A 19204-nucleotide genomic window follows, 5' to 3' on the forward strand; every position below is an offset into this window, starting at 1 on the left:
TCGCCTTCCCCTTCACGGTCCCCGCGTGATCAGTCGTCGTGGTCCGGGTCGTAGCGGGTGGGCTCGGCCGGCAGCGTATAGCGCCGGTCGATGAGGCCGACCACCTGGCTCAGGCTGTCGTCGGGCTCCTCCCGCTCCACCGCCTCGACCTCGCCGGCCAGCTCGTCGTCGCCGAGCCGGTCGCGGATCCAGGCCGAGTAGTCGCCCCGCTTCAGGTGGTACGTCCACGTCTCCTGGTCCACTCCCTCGGCCAGCTCCACGAACGTGTGCAAGTTGCGCGCCCGCAGGTGCAGCCGCTCGTCGGGGCCGGTGAAGTAGAAGCTCTTGTCCTTGGACATGGTGCCGGCGGCGTACTTGCGGCGATGGCGGGTGCGGTCGGCGCGGGCCTCCGAGGGCTGGATCCGCGTGGCGGCGTCCAGCGCGATGTGCCACAGCACGACGCTGCCGTCACCGCCCTCGCCCTCGACGGCCGGCAAGGGCCGGCCGAGCGCGTCGGCGAACGCGCCCAGCGTGTCGGCGGGCTCAGGCCCGACCGCGATCACGCCGTTCAGCAGGTCGAGCGCGGCCGGGCTGAGCGCCTCGGGATGCACGGTGATCAGCATGATCGAGCCCAGGTCGCCGGGGTCCTTGAGCGGCACCTCCTGCAGCTCGGCCGGCATCAGGTGGTGCGCCTCGTCCACGACCACCCAGTGCGGGTGCCCCAGCTTGGCCCGCATGGCGACCAGGCGCGGCACCAGCTCGGCGAAGAACGCGGGCCGGTCGCGCAGCGGCATCCCGATCATGTTCACCACGGCGCTGTGCCCGGGCGACTCCAGCAGCCGCAGCACCTCCTCCACCGCGGGCGGCCGGTCCGGCTCGCCCAGTACGGCCACGCCCGGGAACTCGGCGTAGTCGCCCTCCGGGTCGATCACCACGCACTGGTGCTCGCTCTCCACCAGCCGCTCCAGCAGCGCCGTGGTGACCGTGGACTTGCCGCTGCCCGACGGCCCCGCCACGGCCAGCCCCGTCCCGTACGGCTTGAGCCGCGCCTCGCCGCCGTCACCGTGGCCCAGCAGCACGTCGTGACGCGGGATCTCGATCTGGTCCAGCTCGCCCGTGAGCAGCAGCTCGGCGAGCTCGACGACGCCGTGGCCCGCCTGCCGGCCCAGCGGCAGGTCGCACTGGCGCAGCAGCGCCGGCACCGCGTTGGCCACCGCCGCGCCGCACTCGGCCGCGTTCAGGAAGGCGTGGTCGTTCTCCGCGTCGCCGACGGCCACCACGTTGTGCCGCGACAGGCGCAGCCGGTCGAGCGCGGCGGCCAGGCCGGTGGCCTTGTTCACGCCGGGCGGCAGCACCATGACCGCGCCCTTGTTCCTGATCACCTGCAGCTCCAGGCCCAGGTCCCGGATGACCTCGTGCACCTGCGCGTCGTACGGCTCGCGCGTGGCGACCACCACCGAGCCGACGCCCAGCGGCGTGACGCCCGCCGCGCGCAGCCGGTCGGCCAGCTCCGGCGGCGGCGCCTCGGCCAGCGCCTCGGCGCTGCGCCTGCCGGGGTCGTAGAGCAGCCCGCCGTTCTCGGCCACCACCAGGTCGAACAGGTCGGCGTGCGGGAACACGGACAGCAGGTCGTCGAGCTCCCGCCCGGTCACCAGCAGCAGTTTCCTGCCCGAGCGGGAGACGCGCTCCAGGACCCGGACGGTGTGCTCATGGACCCGTCCGTGCCTGGCCAGCGTGTCGTCGTAGTCGCAGGCGAGCACGTGATACCTCATGTCGCGCACGTACCCCCGAGACCCCGGCGAAATCTGGATCACCCCGTACGGAGGAGTGGAAACGGTCGCACGACCCGCTCCGGGCGAAGCGGGAAAGCCGCGGATCTGCGGCGGTTCTCTCACGTATCCCGCGTGACGCTGACACTTCGCCCCGCGTTTTCAGGGGAAACGCGGCCTTCGCCGGTGCGCGAACTTTCGCCTGCCCCGCTACCTGGAAATCCGCCCTCACCCGCGATCTCATGTCCCCCGGTTCGCAGGCCCTACACGGACAGGGGAACACATGCTGTATCCACGGCGGATAGCGCAGGTCACGGTCGCCTTCGCGCTGGCCATCGGATTCGCGCAGCCGGTGATGGCGGCCGAGCGGGTGCGCGTCACCCGCTTCCTCGGCGAGCAGCGGCTGCCGCACAAGATGGAGTTCGCGGGCACGGTCGTCGGCGGCTTCTCCGGGCTGGACCGTGACCCGCGCACCGGCACCTGGTACTTCATCTCCGACGACCGGTGGCGCTACAACCCGGCCCGCTTCTACACCGGCAGGCTGGACTTCGACCGGCGCACCGGCAGGTTCACCGGAGCCCACCTCTCCGGCGTCAAGACGCTCATCGGCCCCGACGGCGAGCCCTACCCCGGCTACGGCAAGCCGCGCTCGGCCGACCCCGAGACGATCCGCTTCGACCGGCGCACCCGCCACCTGGTCTGGGGACACGAAGGCGACCGGCCCGACACGCGCAACCCGGACATCCCCGTCTCCCAGCTCTTCGTGCGCCGCATGGACCGCCAGGGCCGCCACCTCGGCTCCCTGCCGATCCCGCGCAACCTCCGGCTGACCACCACCGACAGCGGCCCCCGGCGCAACTTCGGCTTCGAGGGCCTGGCGCTCGGCCCGCGCACGATCGCCGCCGTGGCCGAAGGACCGCGTTACGAGGACGGGCAGCCGCCCACCGTGGAGCGCGGCGCCCCGGCCAGGATCACCGTCTGGAACCGCGACGGCCACCTGCTCGGCCAGTACGCCTACCCGATCGACCCGCTCCCGGCCGCGCCCGTGCCGCCGACCGGCGCGACCGACAGCGGCGTCTCCGAGCTCCTCGCCATCGACGACCACCGCTACCTGGCATTGGAACGCTCCTGGATCGAGGGCGTGGACTACCGGGTCAAGCTGTACGAGATCGACCTGCGCGGCGCGACCGACGTGCTGCCCCGGCGGAGCCTCGCGGACGGCCGGTCGTACCGCCCGGTCCGCAAGCGGCTGGTCTACGACTTCAGCGACCTGCGCGGGCCGGTGCAGAACCTGGAGGGCCTGGCCTGGGGTCCCCGGCTGCGCACCGGCGAGTGCACGCTCGTCGCCGGCTCCGACGACAACTTCGACGAGCGCGAGGTGACGCAGTTCCTCGCCTTCGCCGTCCGCGGCTGCTGACGCCGCCCGCCCGACCGCCCGCGCCCCTGCCCTCCATCAGGGGCGCGGGCTCTTGCGTCCCCACACCAGCGCGACGACCACGTACGGCACCGCGAACAGGGCGAACGTCAGGCCGTGACCCGCCATCGTCGACGCGGCGCCGTACGACGCGTAGACGAGCAGCGTGACCGCCTCCTTGCCGAGCCCCGCGACGGACGTCACGGTGGCGCGGCTCGGCCCGTCGATGCTCTCCTGGAGCCGCGCGTCGGCCACCACGTCGGCGAGCTGGAACGCCCCGAAGGCCAGCGCGATCAGCGCGAACCCGGCGAGCTCCCCGCTCAGCGCGCCGCCCGCCAGCGCCAGCGCCGCGGCCAGCAGCATCACCGCGAACGGCCGCTCCGCCACCCGCTCGGCCCGGCCCGCCAGCAGCCCGCCGGCCGTGGCCGCGGCCCACACCAGCAGGACGAGCGCCGGCACCCAGGCGACCGGCGTCCCGAGCTCCTTGCCGAGATACGGGACGTACTCCTCCAGCGCGCCCCAGATCGCCCCCGCCACGGCCGACAGGACCAGCCACCTCGACACGTGACGGTTGCCGCGCGCCTCCGACAGCCCGCTCTTCAGCACCGCCCAGTAGCCGGGCTCGTCGTCGTCATCGGCGGCCGCGGCCGTGCGATGCTCCGGGAACGCCAGGGCGGCGAGCGAGCACAGCAGGCAGGCCACGACGCTGGCCGCGCCCACCACCGGATAACCGCCCACGGCGAACACGGGGATCGCCAGCCCGATCGCCGAAGCCGTCGCCGCCAGCCCCACCGAGGAGGCCCGGCCCATCAGCCCGGCATAGCGCTCGGCCTCGCCGGCGCGCTCCAGCTCCTCGTACACCAGGGCTTCCAGCGAGCCGGACGTGAGCGCGCCACGCACGCCCCACAGCACGAACCCGGCGGCGAACACCCAGTAGGACGGGAAGATCACCCACAGCGCGAAGCCCGCGGCGGCCAGCAGCGGCCCCACGCACAGCAGCAACCGTCTGGAGAGTACGTCGGCCAGCGCGCCGGAGGGCACCTCCAGCAGCAGCCCGGTGACCGACCAGATCACGAACAGCGAGGTGGTCTCGGCCACGGACAACCCGGTCTCGCTGAACAGCAGCGCATAGACCGGATAGAGCAGGACGAACTCATCCAGGAACGAGTAAAGATAAAGCGTGCCCGCCAGCCGGGACGGGCTTCCGTCAACGAATCAATGTCGCCACTTCATGCGGGCGAGTCTAGCCGGGCAGCCTAAGCTCCGCGTAAACCCCCCGGTGGTCCGTACGCGGCACGTCCACCACCTGGACCTCGCGCACCCCGGCCCGCTCGTCGACCAGCACGTGATCGATCGTGATGAACGGCGGCACGGCCCGGTCCGGCCACGTCGGCGTCAGCCCCATGCCCACCTGCCGGGCGGCGTCCACGTAGCCACGGTCGAGCAGCTCACGGAAGGCGCGATGGTCCAGGCTCGCGTTGAAGTCGCCCGCCAGCACCCGGACCGCGTCCGGCGACAGCCCGGGCAGGGCGGCCAGCGACGCGTACCAGCCTGCCGTCTTCCGGCCCAGCGGCGGGTTCGGATGGACGGCCACCACCTCCACCCTGCCGCCCGAGGGCAGCGTCAGCGCGGCGGCCGGCATGTTGTGCCCGATCGGCGTGAACAGATCGGGCAACGCCGTCAGCGGATGCCGCGCGTACAGCCCGCTGCCCGTGGCGCCGTGGTCCGCCTCCAGCACCCGGTGCGGCATCAGCTCCGCCAGGCCCGCCGCGTCCAGCGCCGCCACCGCGCGCGGCGTGAGCTCCAGCGCGCTGAACACGTCCGGCCGCAGCCGCCGCACCAGCTCCACCACCGCCTGCGGGTCCGCCCGCCCGAACAGGTTGATCGTCAGCACCCTGAACGGCACGCCGCCCACCGGCCGCTCGCCCACGGCGAACGCCCTCGGCGCCACCACGGCCGCCATCAGCACGCACGCCACCAGAGCCACCAGCGCCGCCGGCCGGTTGCGCCGCACCACCAGCAGCGCCACCAGCAGCGACAGCACCGCGCCGAGCGGCGTCACGGTCACGAGCTGCGTCAGGAACGAGCCCGCCTCCAGCCCGCCCACGCGCACCACCGCCCACCCGGCCAGGCACGCCACGACCGTCCACGACAGCCAGCGGCTGCGCCGACGACGGCGCGGCGGCGCCCCGCCGGCCTCCTTGTCCTCGACCGAGATGCCCACGTGCTTCCGCCGCTCCGAATCGCGCTGAACGTTCTGAGGTGGAGCCTACGCATCCTGAGCGGCCGCTCAAGATGGGACCCGGTTGCGGTGGAAGCCGGCCGGCCCGCGGGCCGCTCACGGGTGTCCGTAGATCGCCGGTGCCATCATGGACACGGCCACGAGCCCTTGGAAGGAACCTGACCACGAGGACCGGGAGCAGCCTTGGCGGGCATCACCGACGAGCAGTGGAGGCAGGCCGGCTTGCTCTGGGACTACCTCCAGATGCACCACCCGCTGCGCCACTGCGACGCCGCGATCGGACTGGGCAGCCACGACCTGGGCGTCGCGTCCACCGCGGCGGCGCTCCACCACGCAGGCTGGTTCCCGCGCCTGGTCTTCTCGGGCGCCACCACGCCGACCACCGCCGCCCGCTTCCCCCATGGCGAGGCCGTCCACTACCGGGAGCACGCGATCGGGCTCGGCGTGCCCGACGAGGCCATCCTCCTCGAACCGCGAGCCACCAACACCAGCGAGAACATCGTCCTGTCCCGCCGGGTCCTGCACGAGGCCGGCATCCGCCCCCGCTCGGTGATGCTCATCTCCAAGCCGTACATGGAACGCCGGGCCTACGCCACGACCCGCAAGGTGTGGCCCGAGGTCGAGGTGGTGTGCGCCTCGGGGGCCCAGCGCCTCGACGCGTACGTCCGGGCGATCGGCGACGGCGAACTGGTCATCGACATGCTGGTGGGCGACCTCCAGCGGGTCATCGAGTACCCGGCCCGCGGCTACAGCGTCGAGCAGGAGATCCCGCCGGCCGTACGCGGCGCCTACGAGTCGCTGCTGCGCGCCGGGTTCGACAGCAGGGTCATCCCATGAGGCCCCGGACCCGCACCCGGACGCTCGGGGGGTGACGAGAGAAGCGCCGCCTTCGTCACCCTTCGCGGTGTAACCCTTCGCGCGGTTCTGCCCAAAAGGGGATGTCAGATGACGAAGGGAGCATGCCGGTGCATCGCAAACGGGCGGAGATCGCTACAGATCAGGTGGCGTTCGAAGCCTTCTACCGGCGGCACGTCGACGCGATCACCCTTTTCCTCGCTCGGCGGGTCGAGGATCCGCACACGGTCGCCGATCTCGTGGCCGAGGTGTTCCTGGCGGTGCTCGACTCCGCCCGCACCTACCAGCCCGGGCTCGGGCCCGAACTGGCATGGCTGTACGGCGTGGCGCGCAACACGCTGTCGAGCGAGCGGCGCCGGGCATTCAAGGAGTCGCGGCTGACGAACCGCGTGGGCGGCCGCCGCGTCCTGGACACCGACGACCTCGCCAGGCTCGAAGAACGCATCGACGCCGAGAGATCGGCCAGGGAGGTCTTCAAGGCCATGGCCGACCTGTCCGAACGCGAACGCGCCGTGCTGGAACTGGTGGTCGTCGACCAGCTCACGGTCACCGAAGCGGCGATCGCCCTCGGCATCCGGCCGGGGACCGCCAAGGTGCGGTTGCACCGCGCCCGCCGCAAGCTGCAGGCACTGCCCTTGGTCATGGAGGGAGCACCAGGATGAGATTCGAGGAGCAGATACTGATGGAGCTCAAAGCCGAGATGACCGCCCGTGCCGAACGGCGTCACCGCACCCGTCGCCGCCTGTTCACCGGGGCGGCGGTGGCCGGCCTGGCCGCGGTCACGGCGATCGCGGTGCCGCTGCTGACCGGGTCGGAGCAGCCCGCGTACGCCGTGGCCGAGAACGCCGACGGCACGATCAACGTCCAGCTCAACGAGTTCAGGGACGCCGACAAGCTGGAACGGGACCTGGAAAGGCTGAAGGTCCCCGCCGACATCACGTACCTCAAGCCCGGCAAGTCCTGCGAGGGGAACCGAGGCAAGATCGTCGGAGGTGCGTCCCCGGAGGAGTGGGAGGGCTCCGCATCGGACAAGGCCGTACGCCTGCGGCCCGGTAAGGGGTTCACCATCGACCCCCGGCACGTCGGCACCGGGCAGACCCTGGTGATGGCGTTCACCGAGAGGACCGGCGGGGCCGCCGAGGCGGCGAAGCCGGCGGTCCAGTGGCAGCTCGCGGCCTACGTGGTCGAAGGCCAGGTCAAGCCCTGCGTGGTCGTCGACGACCCGCTCTGGGACGATGCCGACCGCCCCGGCCGGCCTTCCCCCGCTAGTAGCTGACCCACCGAAACCGCACCCGCCCGACCAGGGCCATGACCACCAGGGGCAGCCCGCGAACCCAGGCGACCGGGTTCTGCGACCTGGTCCCTCCGAGCCGAACGCCCGGCTCGGCGGGCGGTTCGGCCGGGTGGCCGGTCCTCTCTGGACCGAGCGCCCGGCCCGGGGCGGCCGGTCCCCCTGGCCCGAGCGTCCGGCCCCGCCTGTAGGGCTCCGGGATTCCGCGTGAGCGGGTGCTGGCGGGTGGCCGGTCCCCCTCGGGGGCGAAGGCCCGTCTCGGTCCGGCTTGGGTCGAGTGCCTTGCCCGGCATGCTGGCCTCCGGGATTCCGCGTGGGCGGGCACGGCCGGGTGGCCGGTCCGCCTTGGGGCGAGGGCCCGTCTCGGTCCGCCGTGGGTCGAGGGCCCGGCCCGCTGACTCCGTCACCCCCGTGAGCGGGTGCTGCCGGGCGACCGGTCCCTCTGCACCGAGCGCCCCCGGTCCACGCCGGGGGTGCAGGGGGCCGGGAGGCCCCTTGCCGGGGGTGTGGGGGGCTGGGCCCCCCACTGGAGGGAGCCCGAGCAGGGGAGCGCGGAGCGCCGTGGGCGAGGACCTTGCCGTTGGGGGTAAGGGCAGGGGATGAGGGTGGTGGTGCTGGCCGACACGCACGGCCCGCGGCGTTGGCGGTCGTGTCCGCCGCGCGTGGCCGAGCAGTTGCGTGGTGCGGAGGTGATCCTGCACGCCGGGGACGTGTGCGTGCGGCCGGTGCTGGACGAGCTGGCCGAGTACGCGCCCGTGCACGTGGTCAAGGGGAACAACGACGGCCCGGACGTGGTGGCGCCGGAGACGCTGGAGCTGGAGCTGGCCGGGTTGCGGGTGGGGATGATCCACGACAGCGGCCCGGCGAAGGGCAGGCTGGGGCGGATGCGGCGGCGGTTCCCGGCGGCGGATCTGGTGGTGTTCGGGCATTCGCACATTCCGTTGGACGAGTCAGCCGGCGAGTTCCGGATCTTCAATCCCGGGTCGCCGACGGATCGGCGGCGGCAGCCGTACGGGACGGTGGGGGTGTTGGAGGTGGACGGCGGGGAGCTGGTGGAGGCGAAGATCGTCGCGGTGACGTGACCGGGTTTGCCGGGGAACGTTGTGCGGTATGTCGGTTACACACAGTGATGTATCGGACGGGGCTGACGATGGACGACCATCCGTGGCAGACGCGGACCCAGTGCCTGATCGAGGCCGGCCCGGCCGACACCGTGGACGTGCGCGTACGGTTCCTGCAGGTGGTGACCCGTGAGGTGGCTCGTGCTCGGGGTGACGAGCTGGAGCCGGCGCCGGAGTTGACCGTCGACGGTGTCCGCTATCTGGCGGGGCAGGAGTCGCGGGAGCGTGAGGTGGCCGTGTCCGGGGTGACGCTGGGCGAGCTGGCGGCGGCGCCGAGCGTGATGGAGGTGGACGTCCCCGCCGATCAGGAGGCCGTGTGGCTGATCGACGTGAGCGGCAGGGCGGGCGCGGTGTTGCGCGGCTGGGAGGCGTTGCACGGCCGGGCGGAGGTTCGGGCGGAGCCGTTGCGGGCGGGGGTGTTCCAGCTTTCGGTGCTGGTGGGGTGCACGACGGAGTGTGGCAAGCACGCGTTCGTGTCGGTGCTGGCGGGCCGGGAGGGTGAGCGTCACTCGGTGCTGTCGGCGCCGGTGGTGCTGGCGGAACGGGCGCCGGTCGCCCGGTAGCCCCAGGGCGCGGCCTCGGGGGTGCCGTCCTGCGTCACGCGGGCTGCGCCGGCTATCGCGCGGCGCTTCGGCCGGCGGCTCTCGCCGAACCTGCCGGACATGGGCGTGTGGCACCGCCTCGGCTGTGCGGGCTGGCCGGCCCCGGCCGCGAACCCGCCGACGCCGCTGCCGTCGAACGGGCTGCCGCCGTTCCTGGGCGCGGGCACCTGGACGGACCACGCCGACACGGCCGGCCTGACGCGGCGGGGGGTCAGGCGGGGGCGCGCTCGGCCGCGATGACGAGCACGACCCCGATCGCGGCCAGGGCGAGGTTGGCGAAGAGCTCGTACCCGGTCAGGAAGTCGACCCGGGGGATGATCACCCGGTTGAAGAAGTTCAGGAAGACGCCGAAGAACGGCTGCACGGCGAGGTGGTCGATGGCCCCGCTGGCGCCCTGGAGCGCGAGGACGAGCCCCACGACCTGGATGGTTTTCCGCATGCCGGCAACGCTAGGCACGCGGGCCCCGGCGGACGATCGGTCATCCGTATCGGCCGGGGTGACCAAAGTAGGGGTCAGTCGTCGCGCCCGGAGGTGTGCGGGTAGTGCAGGTCGAAGGCGGGCCGTTCGGAGCGGATCGCGGGCATGAAGGTGAAGTTGTGCCGGGGCGGCGGGCAGGAGGTCGCCCATTCGAGCGAGCCGCCGTAGCCCCACGGGTCGTCCACGGTCACCCGGGGCGCCCGCCGCGCGGTGATCCACACGTTGTAGATGAAGGGCAGCGTCGACAGCCCGAGCAGGAACGCGCCCAGCGAGGAGATGAGGTTGAGGTCGGTGAACCCGTCGACGGCGCTGTAGTCGGCGTAGCGGCGCGGGAACCCGGCCACGCCCAGCCAGTGCTGCACGAGGAACGTGGTGTGGAAGCCGATGAACAGCATCCAGAAGTGGACCTTGCCGAGCGGGTCGTTGAGCATGCGCCCGGTCATCTTGGGCCACCAGAAGTAGAACCCGGCGAACATGGCGAACACGACGGTGCCGAAGACCACGTAGTGGAAGTGCGCGACGACGAAGTACGTGTCGCTGATGTGGAAGTCGAGCGGCGGGGAGGCCAGGATGACGCCGGTCAGCCCGCCGAGGAGGAAGGTCACCAGGAACCCGATCGCGAACAGCATCGGCGTCTCGAACGTCAGATGCCCCCGCCACATGGTGCCGATCCAGTTGAAGAACTTCACACCTGTGGGCACCGCGATGAGGAACGTCATGAACGAGAAGAACGGCAGCAGCACCTGCCCGGTGGGGAACATGTGGTGCGCCCACACCGTCATCGACAGCCCGGCGATCGCGATGGTCGCGGCCACCAGCCCGATGTAGCCGAAGATCGGCTTGCGGCTGAACACGGGCAGCACCTCGGTCACGATGCCGAAGAACGGCAGCGCGATGATGTACACCTCAGGATGGCCGAAGAACCAGAACAGGTGCTGCCACAGGATCGGCCCGCCGTTCTCCGGGTCGTAGATGTGCGTGCCGAGCCGCCGGTCGGCCTCCAGCGCCAGCAGCGCCGCCGCCAGCACCGGGAACGCCATGAGCACGAGCATGCTGGTCAGCAGCACGTTCCAGGTGAAGATCGGCATCCGGAACATCGTCATGCCCGGCGCCCGCATGCACACGATGGTGGTGAAGAAGTTCACCGACCCGAGGATGGTGCCGAGGCCGCTGAGCACCAGGCCCATGATCCAGTAGTCGCCGCCGACGGTCGGCGTGTACTCCGACGTCGACAGCGGCGTGTAGGCGAACCAGCCGAAGTCGGCCGCCCCGCCCGGCGTGAAGAACCCGGCCACGGCGATCAGCCCGCCGAACAGGAACAGCCAGTAGCTGACCATGTTGAGCCGGGGGAAGGCCACGTCGGGCGAGCCGATCTGCAACGGCATGATCACGTTGGCGAACCCGGCGAACAGCGGCGTGGCGAACAGCAGCAGCATGATCGCGCCGTGCATGGTGAACAGCTGGTTGTACTGCACCGTGTTCACCAGTTGCAGGCCGGGTTGCATGAGCTCGGCCCGGATGAGCAGCGCCATGACCCCGGCCGCCAGGAAGAACCCGAACGAGGTGATCAGGTACAGGTACCCGATGACCTTGTGGTCCGTCGTGGTCATCCACCTGACCAGCACCGCCCCGGTGCGGTGGCTCTTGGCCGGGGCGAGCGGCGAGGTCAGCGGCTCGCCGCTGGACGGCTTGTGGATCGTCACCTGGTTCCCCCTAGTACACGGGCCGTACGTGTGTGACTACCCGGGGTAATGCCACGCTAGGCCCACGAAAATCCCACAAGAGGCATAGTGGGGCGCGTTCGGGAGCGTCTCAGGGACGAAGGACGATCTCTGGGAGGTGACGTGGACGCCGAGGACGAAAGGGTCTTCCGCGAGTTCGTCGCCGCGCGCTCGCCCGCGCTGATGCGGCTCGGCTTCCTGCTCACCGGCGGGGACCAGCACGCGGCGGAGGATCTGGTGCAGGCGGCGCTGGCGAAGCTGGCGGGCCGGTGGCGGCGGGTGGCGGCGCCGGAGGCCTACGCCCGGCAGACCATGTACCGGCAGAACATCAGCTGGTGGCGTACGGCGGTGCGGCGCGGCGAGGTCGTCCGGGACGCGGTGCCCGACGTGCCGGGATTCGACCGCACCCATCAGAGCGAGCTGCGCCTGGTGCTGCGGGACGCGCTGGCGAGGCTCACCGCCCGGCAGCGCGCGGTCCTGGTGCTGCGCTACTTCGAGGACCTGCCGGACCACGAGGTGGCGCGGCTGCTCGGCTGTTCGGTCGGCACGGTCAGGAGCACCGCGCACCGCTCGCTGGCCCGGCTGCGGCAGCTCGCCCCGGAGCTCGCACAGGAACTGGAGGCCGCCGTATGAGCAGGCTGCTGAGGGAGACGATGCGGGAGTGGGCCGGGCAGGCCCGGGTGCCGCACGACCTGGCCGACCGGGCGCTGCGCAAGCGCTCCAGGAAGCCCGCCGTCGCGGCTGCGGTGCTGGCCTTCGCGGTGGCGGTCGCTGTGTTCGCGGTCGTGCTGACGGGCCGGCCGGCGACCGTGCGGCCCGCCGACGGGGTCACGCTGCCGCCCCGGCCCTCGCCCGCGCCCACGGACGTGCGCGGCGACCCGGGCAGCATGCGGCCGACGAAGCTGGTGGCCGCCGGCCGGGTGGCGGTCTCGGCGTACTGCACGCACCGGGTGGAGAAGCTCGGCGGCGACCGGGAGCGGCTGCGGCGCACCTGGTGGCTGTACGACCCGCGTACCGGCGGCTACGAGCGGACGTCGTACGCCTGGCTCGACGTGGCGCCGGGCCTGCGGGTGGCGGCGGTGCTCGAAGGGGACGTGATGGGCCGGCGGGCCGGCATCCTCGACATGGAGACGCGGCAGTTCATCACCTGGATCGACCTGGGCCGGGACGTCGCGTCGCTCTCCTGGTCGCCCGACGGCACGCGGCTGCTGGCCACGAGCTACGCCGACTATCCGGACACCTGGCAGCGGAACGGGCCGAACAGCCGGCTGCTTCCTCCCAGCGCCCGCACCGGCTACGTCATCGCCGACGTGCCCGCGGGCACGGTCGAGTTCCACGCTATGCCGCCACTGGAGCGAGGCGCGCAGCCCGGCAACGGCAACACGCGCCAGGACCTGGGCTGGAGCCTCGACGGCTCGCTGATCTGGACGCCGGTCGACACCAGCCCCGGCAGGCTCTACCACAGCCCGGACGGCACGCCGCAGGCCGCGCCGCCCGACCTGATCAGCCAGGGCGGGCTGTCGAAGGTGTCACCGGACGGCAGGCTGGTGCTGGGCGACCCCGGCCTGCCGACCTCGATCACCGACAGGCGGACGGGCGCGGTCGTCGGCCGGCAGCGGGTCCTCCAGCTCCTCGCCTGGGCCGACGACGGGCACGCGCTCGCCCTCGCCTGCGCCGGCGCCTGCGAGAACGAGTTCCGCGCCGCTCTCGCCCTGGTCAGCGTGGACGGCCGGGACGTGGTGCGGCTCACCGGCGACCACGACGCGCGGGCCGAGGAGGAGGGCTGGCAGTGGGTGCTCACGCCTAGATGACGCGTTCGCGGGCAGGTGGAGGTCCCCCGACCCCCGAGGAGGACCCCTTGACTACCGCGCAGAACGCCAGGGCCGCGGCCAGAAGGGCCGCGGACACCCCCGCGCTCGACAGGCTCGCCCGTGTGGGGCTGGCCTGCCGGGGCGTGCTCTACGCGCTGATCGGCGTGCTCGCGATCCAGATCGCGCTCGGCAGCGGGGGAGAGCAGGCCGACAAGGGCGGCGCGATCACCACGGTGGCGGAGCTGCCGTTCGGCTCCGTGCTGCTGTGGGTGATGGTGGCGGGCTTCGCCGCGCTGGCTCTGTGGCAGGCGTCCGAGGTGCTGTTCGGCCACCTGCGCCCGCTGGACCGGGCCGAGGCGGCCTGCAAGACGGTCGTGTACGCGCTGATCGTCTTCACGTTGTGGAGCGTGCTGACGGTGGGCCGCGCCGCCTCGGAGGACCAGAAGTCGCAGGACGTCACCGGCAAGCTGCTCGACCTGCCCGCCGGGCAGCTGCTCGTCGGCGTGATCGGCCTGGGCATCGTCGCGCTGGGCGTCTACTGGATCCGGCAGGGCGTGACCAAGAAGTTCCGGGAGGAGCTCGAACTGGGCCGCATGTCGCCGCGCACCCGTTCGGTGATGGAGAAGCTCGGCGTGGCCGGCTACCTGGCGCGCGGCGCCATCGCCGGGCTGGCCGGGATCTTCGTCGTCCAGGCGGCCCTCACCCACGACCCGGACAAGGCGGGCGGCATCGACGCGACGCTCCGCGCGTTCGCCGACACCCCCGTCGGGCCGTGGCTGCTGGTGCTGGTGGCCGTGGGGCTGATGCTGTTCGCCGGCTACTGCTTCGGCGAGTCGCGCTACCGCCGCACCTGACCGGGGTCAGGACGTCTCGAACTCCCCGACGTTCGCCTTGGTCGCCACCTTGACCGGGACGGCCACCGTCTTCTCCACCTGCTCTCCCCTGGCGAGCTTGACCGCCGCCTCCACCGCCTGCTGGCCGAGCAGCCTCGGCTGCTGGGCGATGGTGGCGGCGAGGGTGCCGTCCTTGACCGCGGTCAGGCCGTGCGGGGTGCCGTCGAAGCCGACGACCTTGACCTGCTTGCCGGCCCGGCTGCCGAGCGCCCGGATCGCGCCCAGCGCCATCTCGTCGTTCTCGGCGAACACGCCGGTGACGTCCGGGTGGGACTGGAGCAGGTTCGTCATCACGTCCAGGCCCTTGGCCCGGTCGAAGTCGGCCGGCTGCCGGGCCACGACCTGGATGTTCGGGAACGCCTTGATGCCCTCCTCGAAGCCCCGGCCGCGGTCGCGGGAGGCGGAGGTGCCCGGGGTGCCCTGGAGGACGACGGCCTGGCCCTGCTCGCCCATCTGCTTGGCGAGCTCCTGGGCGGCCAGCTTGCCGCCGGCCACGTTGTCGGAGGCGACGGTCTGCGCCACCTCGACGCCGTTGACGCCGCGGTCCACCGCGATCACCGGCACGTTGACGCGCTCGGCCGCGGTGACGGCGGGCGCCGCCGCGTCGGAGTCGACCGGGTTGAGGATGATCGCCTTCATGTTCTGGCTGGTGAAGTTCTGGACCTGGTTCACCTGCTGGGAGGCGTCGTTCTGGGCGTCGGTGACGGTGAGCGTCGCGCCGAGCTTGTCGGCCTGCTCCTGGGCGCCGTCGCGGAGCTGGACGAAGTACGGGTTGTTCAGCGTCGAGACGGACATGCCGAGCTCCAGCCCGTCGCCGCCCCCGCCGCCGCACGCGGCCAGGCCGAGCGCGAGCGCCATGACTATCGCGGGAATCCGCATGATCGTGCCTTTCTAGTTCGTTCCCCGGCGGCGCAGGGTGTCGACGAGGACGGCCAGCGCGATGACCACGCCGATCACCACCTGCTGCCAGAACGCCGAGACCGACAGCAGGTTGAGCCCGTTGCGCAGCACGGCCAGGATGAGCGCGCCGACGAGCGTGCCGAGCGCCCGGCCCTTGCCGCCCGACAGGCTCGCGCCGCCGATGACGACGGCCGCGATGGCGTCGAGCTCGTAGCCGGCCGCCGCCTGCGGCTGCGCCGAGGCCAGCCGGCTGGCCAGCACGACGCCGGCGACCGCCGCGAACGCGCCGGACAGCGCGTAGGTGATGAGCTTGATCCGACTGACCTTGATCCCGGACAGCCGGGCGGCCTCCTCGTTGCCGCCGATCGCGTACATGGCCCGGCCGGGAAAGGTCCGATTGAGGATGATCGCGGCGACGACGCCCATGACGAGCATCACCAGGACCGGGATCGGCAGGAACCGGCCGACGGTGTCGCCCAGGTGGGAGACCGCCTCCGGCATGGAGATCGGGCTGCCCTGGGAGATGACCAGGGCCAGGCCGCGGGCGATGCCGAGCATGGCCAGCGTGGCGATGAACGGGGGCAGCTTCCCGTACGCGATCAGGACGGCGTTGACCAGCCCGCACGCCACGCCGGTGGCGAGCGAGAGCACGACGGCGGCCGGCCACGGCAGGCCGCCTTCGGTGGCCGTCCACGCCAGCGTGATCGCCGACAGCGCCGCGACCGAGCCGACCGACAGGTCGATGCCGCCGGTGACGATGACGAACGTGGAGCCGAACGCCAGGATGGCGGTCACGGCCGCCTGCACGCCCACGTTGAGCAGGTTCGTCAGGCTGAGGAAGTCGGACGACAGCAGCGACAGCGCGATGACGAGCACGACCAGCGCGGCGACCGCGCCGTTCTCGGCGAGCCAGGCCGACGACCGGCTGTCGGTCCCGCCCTGCTTACTCCGCACGAGAGCCCGCCACGTCGGTGACGGCCAGCGCCATCACGCCGTCCTGGGTGGCCTCGTCGGCGCGCAGCTCGCCGACGAGCCGGCCGCGCGCCATGACGAGGATGCGGTCGCTCATCCCGAGCACCTCCGGCAGATCGCTGGAGATCATCAGCACCGCGTGCCCCGAGTCGGTGAGGGCGTTGACGAGCTGGTAGATCTCGACCTTGGCGGCCACGTCGACGCCGCGTGTCGGCTCGTCCAGGATGAGCACGCCCGCCTGGGCGGCGAGCCACTTGCCGATGACGACCTTCTGCTGGTTGCCGCCCGACAGCGTGCGGACCTCCTGGTCGAGGCCGGTCATGCGGATGCCGAGCTGCTCGGCGACCCGGGCCGCCGCGGTGCGCTGGCCCTTCAGGTCCACGAACCCGGCCCTGGTGGCGTCGCGCAGCGTGACCAGCCCCAGGTTCTCGCCGATGCCGGCGCCCAGGACCAGGCCCTGCCCCTTGCGGTCCTCCGGCACCAGCCCGAGCCCGGCCTCCATCGCGGCGTGCACGTCGTGCGGCGGCAGCCGGCGCCCGCGCACGAACACCTCGCCGGCGTCGTAGCGGTCGGCGCCGAACACCGCCCTGGCGACCTCGGTGCGGCCCGCGCCCACCAGCCCGGCCAGCCCCACCACCTCGCCCGCCCGCACCTCGAACGAGACGTCGTCGAACGCTCCCCTGCGGGTCAGCCCGCGCACGCTGAGCAGCGGCTCGCCCAGCTCGGCCGGGCGGCGTGGGAACTGCTGGTCGACCGGCCGGCCCACCATGAGCCTGACCAGCTCGTCCTGCGGCGTGCCTGCGGGCACCTCGGCCACCGAGCGGCCGTCGCGCAGCACCGTCACCCGGTCGCCGATCTCGGCGATCTCCTCCAGGTGGTGGGTGATGAACACGATCGCCACGCCCTCGTCGCGCAGCCGCCGGACGATCGCGAACAGCTTGCCGACCTCGCCGGTGGTGAGCACCGCCGTCGGCTCGTCCATGATCAGCACCCGGGCGTCCAGCGACAGCGCCTTGGCGATCTCCACCATCTGCATGCGGGCGATGCCCAGCCTGCGGACCGGCGTGCGCGGGTCGACCCGCACGTCCACGCGCTCCAGCAGCTCGCGGGCCCGGCGCTGCATCGCGGCCGTGTCGACGAGCCCGAACCGGCGCGGCAGCCTGCCCAGCGACAGGTTCTCCGCCACCGACAGGTCCGGCACCAGGTTGAACTCCTGGTAGATGGTCGAGATGCCGAGCCGCCGCGCGTCACCGGCGTCGCGGATCTCCACCGGCCGCCCGTCCATCAGCACGCGGCCCTCGTCCGGCCGGTACGCGCCGGACAGGATCTTGATCAGCGTGCTCTTCCCGGCGCCGTTCTCGCCGAGCAGCACGTGCACCTCGCCCGCGCGCAGGCTCAGATCGACCCCGTCCAGCGCGCGCACGCCGGGGAAGGACTTGGTCAGCCCTTCCGCCCGGAGTGTCGCCTCGCTCACTCAGAGGGATCTTTCCGCCCCCGCCGACGTCAAACCCGCAGGTGGGAGCGGTGAAGCCCCCGGCCCGCGCACGGGCCGGGAACTTCACTTCAGGACTCAGACGCGCGAGATGCGGACCGCGTCCGCGATCACCAGCCCGGTGCCGGACGTCCATCTGCTGACGCCCACCACGTTCTGCGTTCCCGCGTTGAGCGAGAAGGTGCCGATGCTGCGCCAGGCGCCTCCTCCGGATCTCTGGTCGACGTACACGGTCTGGTTGCCGCCCGCCGTGGCCACGATGTACGGGGCCGAGCTGTTGTATCCCGGATCGCTGGGATACCAGACCTCCACCCGGTACGTGCCGGCGCTCGGGATGGCGGCCGAGTACCAGGCCGGGTCGCTGGCGGCGACCGGTTCGGCGAAGCGGTAGTCGGTGCCGTGCCGCTGGCTGGAGTAGGCCGAGGTGCCCCAGTTGGCGCTGGCGGTGAAGCCGGAGCTGGAGTTGTCCACGGTCGTGGTCCACGTCGGAGTGCCGCCTCCGCCGTTGACGTAGTTCATGAACGTGGTCCAGTTCCAGTGCCGGCCCGGGTCGGTGTGCGTGGCGCCGGGTACCTCGTTGTGGCCGATGATGCCGGTACGGGTCTTCGGGATGCCGTACTTGTCGCACAGGTGCTTGGTCAGGGCGGCCGAGGCGCGGTACATGGCGTCGGTGAACCAGGAGGCGTCGTCGACCCAGCCCTCGTGCTCGATGCCGATGGACCGGGTGTTGTACGTCCAGTTGCCCGCGTGCCAGGCGATGTCCTTGTCGCGGACCATCTGGGTGACGGCGCCGTTGGAGGACTTGATCACGTAGTGGGCCGAGACGTTGGCGCTCGGGTTCTGGAACCAGGAGATGGTGCCGGCGTACGAGCCCTGGGTGACGTGGATGATCACCCGGTCGATGTTGTAGCTGGACTCGCGGCTGGAGGCGGTGTAGTTGCCGGAGTTGGCGGCGACCCAGGCGGCGGGCGGGTAGTCGGCGCTGGCCACGGTGGCCTGCGCGTTCAGGTCGCGGGCGTCGGCCAGCGCGCCTCGGTCGGCGGTGACCTCCTGCGGGGCGACGGTCACGCCGCGCGCCTGGAGGCCGAGGCCGAGGCTCTCGTAGACGGCGTCGGCGTACAGGCGGGACAGCTCGGGCGAGGTGGCGTTGCCGTACGCGGCGACGGCCTGGTACCAGCGGCCGATGTCGTCGCGGGCGGCCTCGTCGAGGCCGAGCTTGTCGGCGTGGGCGCGGAGCACGGCGGCGCCGCCGAGGATGTTGGCCGCGTCGTCCTTGCGGAGCTTGGCGACGGGCTGGCCGGTGAGTTCGGCGGCCTGTTCGAGGCTCTTGTTGGTGGGGTTGCTCACCAGGTGCATTACGCCGTACCCGCCGCTGGCGCTGGGCTCGCCGTTGTGGCCGTCGAGGTGGGTTTCGGCGTATCCGAGCGCGACGAGCAGGTCCCGGGGGACGTCGTGCGCGGCGGCTGCCCGGTCGAAGGCTTCGGACAGGGGGTTGGCGGTGTGCTGGGCCAGGGCCGGCTGACCTGCGAGGACCATGAGGGAGGTGATGACCGCGGCCGTGAGGGCCACTAATCGCGTTCGGGCGAGAGTCATGGGCGCTCCTCGTTGGGGGGTATCGGTCGCACAGTAAGGCCGTTCCATGACTGATGTCGATAATTGACATT

Annotated in this window: 19 protein-coding genes; 9 read left to right on the forward strand and 10 right to left on the reverse strand. The window is 72.1% G+C overall.

Going from position 1 to position 19204, the window contains the following annotated elements:
- Positions 1 to 29 precede the first annotated feature (29 nt).
- Positions 30 to 1751, reverse strand: coding sequence for an HAD-IIB family hydrolase (locus tag KME80_RS06870; protein ID WP_219501582.1), 1722 nt, complete (start codon positions 1749 to 1751; stop codon positions 30 to 32).
- 280 nt (positions 1752 to 2031) lie between these two features.
- Between KME80_RS06870 and KME80_RS06875 the strand changes: the two genes are divergently transcribed.
- Complete coding sequence (locus KME80_RS06875; protein WP_219501584.1) at positions 2032 to 3165, forward strand: esterase-like activity of phytase family protein; 1134 nt, start codon at positions 2032 to 2034, stop codon at positions 3163 to 3165.
- Between the two features lie 36 nt (positions 3166 to 3201).
- Here the strand turns inward: KME80_RS06875 and KME80_RS06880 are convergent, their stop codons facing one another.
- Complete coding sequence (locus KME80_RS06880; RefSeq protein ID WP_219501661.1) at positions 3202 to 4353, reverse strand: MFS transporter; 1152 nt, start codon at positions 4351 to 4353, stop codon at positions 3202 to 3204.
- 52 nt (positions 4354 to 4405) lie between these two features.
- On the reverse strand, positions 4406 to 5386 hold the full coding sequence (locus KME80_RS06885) for an endonuclease/exonuclease/phosphatase family protein (protein WP_308125637.1): 981 nt from the start codon (positions 5384 to 5386) through the stop codon (positions 4406 to 4408).
- A gap of 201 nt (positions 5387 to 5587) precedes the next feature.
- Between KME80_RS06885 and KME80_RS06890 the strand changes: the two genes are divergently transcribed.
- The 5 genes from KME80_RS06890 (at position 5588) to KME80_RS06910 (ending at position 9234) form a co-directional block, all read left to right on the forward strand.
- Positions 5588 to 6241, forward strand: a complete 654-nt coding sequence (locus tag KME80_RS06890) for a YdcF family protein (protein ID WP_246644228.1) — start codon at positions 5588 to 5590, stop codon at positions 6239 to 6241.
- A gap of 128 nt (positions 6242 to 6369) precedes the next feature.
- Entirely contained in the window at positions 6370 to 6921 is a 552-nt protein-coding gene (locus KME80_RS06895; protein ID WP_308125638.1) for an RNA polymerase sigma factor, read from the forward strand.
- Positions 6918 to 7535 (forward strand): hypothetical protein, encoded by a 618-nt coding sequence (locus KME80_RS06900; protein WP_219501589.1) that lies wholly within the window; start codon positions 6918 to 6920, stop codon positions 7533 to 7535. The genes KME80_RS06895 and KME80_RS06900 overlap by 4 nt, the downstream gene beginning before the upstream one ends.
- 614 nt (positions 7536 to 8149) lie before the next feature.
- On the forward strand, positions 8150 to 8632 hold the full coding sequence (locus KME80_RS06905; protein ID WP_219501591.1) for a metallophosphoesterase family protein: 483 nt from the start codon (positions 8150 to 8152) through the stop codon (positions 8630 to 8632).
- A 68-nt stretch (positions 8633 to 8700) separates the two neighbouring features.
- Positions 8701 to 9234: a hypothetical protein gene (locus KME80_RS06910; RefSeq protein ID WP_219501592.1), complete on the forward strand. Its 534-nt coding sequence runs from the start codon at positions 8701 to 8703 to the stop codon at positions 9232 to 9234.
- Here KME80_RS06910 and KME80_RS06915 read toward each other — a convergent pair.
- The 3 genes from KME80_RS06915 to ctaD all read right to left on the reverse strand — a co-directional run bounded on the left by KME80_RS06915 (position 9177) and on the right by ctaD (position 11361).
- Complete coding sequence (locus KME80_RS06915) at positions 9177 to 9461, reverse strand: hypothetical protein (RefSeq protein ID WP_219501594.1); 285 nt, start codon at positions 9459 to 9461, stop codon at positions 9177 to 9179. The two genes, KME80_RS06910 and KME80_RS06915, sit on opposite strands and share 58 nt — an antisense overlap.
- Before the next feature lie 23 nt (positions 9462 to 9484).
- Positions 9485 to 9712, reverse strand: coding sequence for a hypothetical protein (locus tag KME80_RS06920; protein ID WP_219501596.1), 228 nt, complete (start codon positions 9710 to 9712; stop codon positions 9485 to 9487).
- 74 nt (positions 9713 to 9786) lie between these two features.
- On the reverse strand, positions 9787 to 11361 hold the full coding sequence (gene ctaD / locus KME80_RS06925) for an aa3-type cytochrome oxidase subunit I (protein ID WP_219501667.1): 1575 nt from the start codon (positions 11359 to 11361) through the stop codon (positions 9787 to 9789).
- 234 nt (positions 11362 to 11595) lie between these two features.
- Between ctaD and KME80_RS06930 the strand changes: the two genes are divergently transcribed.
- Genes KME80_RS06930 through KME80_RS06940 form a run of 3 tightly spaced genes read left to right on the forward strand, consistent with a single transcriptional unit; the run spans position 11596 to position 14137 of the window.
- Positions 11596 to 12105: a SigE family RNA polymerase sigma factor gene (locus tag KME80_RS06930; RefSeq protein ID WP_219501599.1), complete on the forward strand. Its 510-nt coding sequence runs from the start codon at positions 11596 to 11598 to the stop codon at positions 12103 to 12105.
- On the forward strand, positions 12102 to 13283 hold the full coding sequence (locus KME80_RS06935; RefSeq protein WP_219501605.1) for a hypothetical protein: 1182 nt from the start codon (positions 12102 to 12104) through the stop codon (positions 13281 to 13283). Before KME80_RS06930 ends, KME80_RS06935 begins: the two co-directional genes overlap by 4 nt.
- 47 nt (positions 13284 to 13330) lie before the next feature.
- Positions 13331 to 14137, forward strand: coding sequence for a DUF1206 domain-containing protein (locus tag KME80_RS06940; protein WP_246644229.1), 807 nt, complete (start codon positions 13331 to 13333; stop codon positions 14135 to 14137).
- Between the two features lie 6 nt (positions 14138 to 14143).
- On the opposite strand, the gene KME80_RS52625 is transcribed toward KME80_RS06940, so the two are convergent.
- The 4 genes from KME80_RS52625 to KME80_RS06955 all read right to left on the reverse strand — a co-directional run bounded on the left by KME80_RS52625 (position 14144) and on the right by KME80_RS06955 (position 19133).
- Complete coding sequence (locus tag KME80_RS52625) at positions 14144 to 15055, reverse strand: D-ribose ABC transporter substrate-binding protein (protein WP_308125639.1); 912 nt, start codon at positions 15053 to 15055, stop codon at positions 14144 to 14146.
- Between the two features lie 12 nt (positions 15056 to 15067).
- Positions 15068 to 16030, reverse strand: coding sequence for an ABC transporter permease (locus tag KME80_RS52630; protein WP_308125640.1), 963 nt, complete (start codon positions 16028 to 16030; stop codon positions 15068 to 15070).
- A complete protein-coding gene (locus tag KME80_RS06950; protein ID WP_219501607.1) occupies positions 16020 to 17522 on the reverse strand; it encodes a sugar ABC transporter ATP-binding protein in 1503 nt (500 codons plus the stop codon). Before KME80_RS06950 ends, KME80_RS52630 begins: the two co-directional genes overlap by 11 nt.
- A 96-nt stretch (positions 17523 to 17618) precedes the next feature.
- Positions 17619 to 19133, reverse strand: coding sequence for a golvesin C-terminal-like domain-containing protein (locus KME80_RS06955; protein WP_219501615.1), 1515 nt, complete (start codon positions 19131 to 19133; stop codon positions 17619 to 17621).
- Between the last annotated feature and the right edge of the window lie 71 nt (positions 19134 to 19204).

The organism is Nonomuraea ceibae (assembly GCF_019396325.1).
GTDB classification, from domain to species: Bacteria; Actinomycetota; Actinomycetes; order Streptosporangiales; family Streptosporangiaceae; genus Nonomuraea; species Nonomuraea ceibae.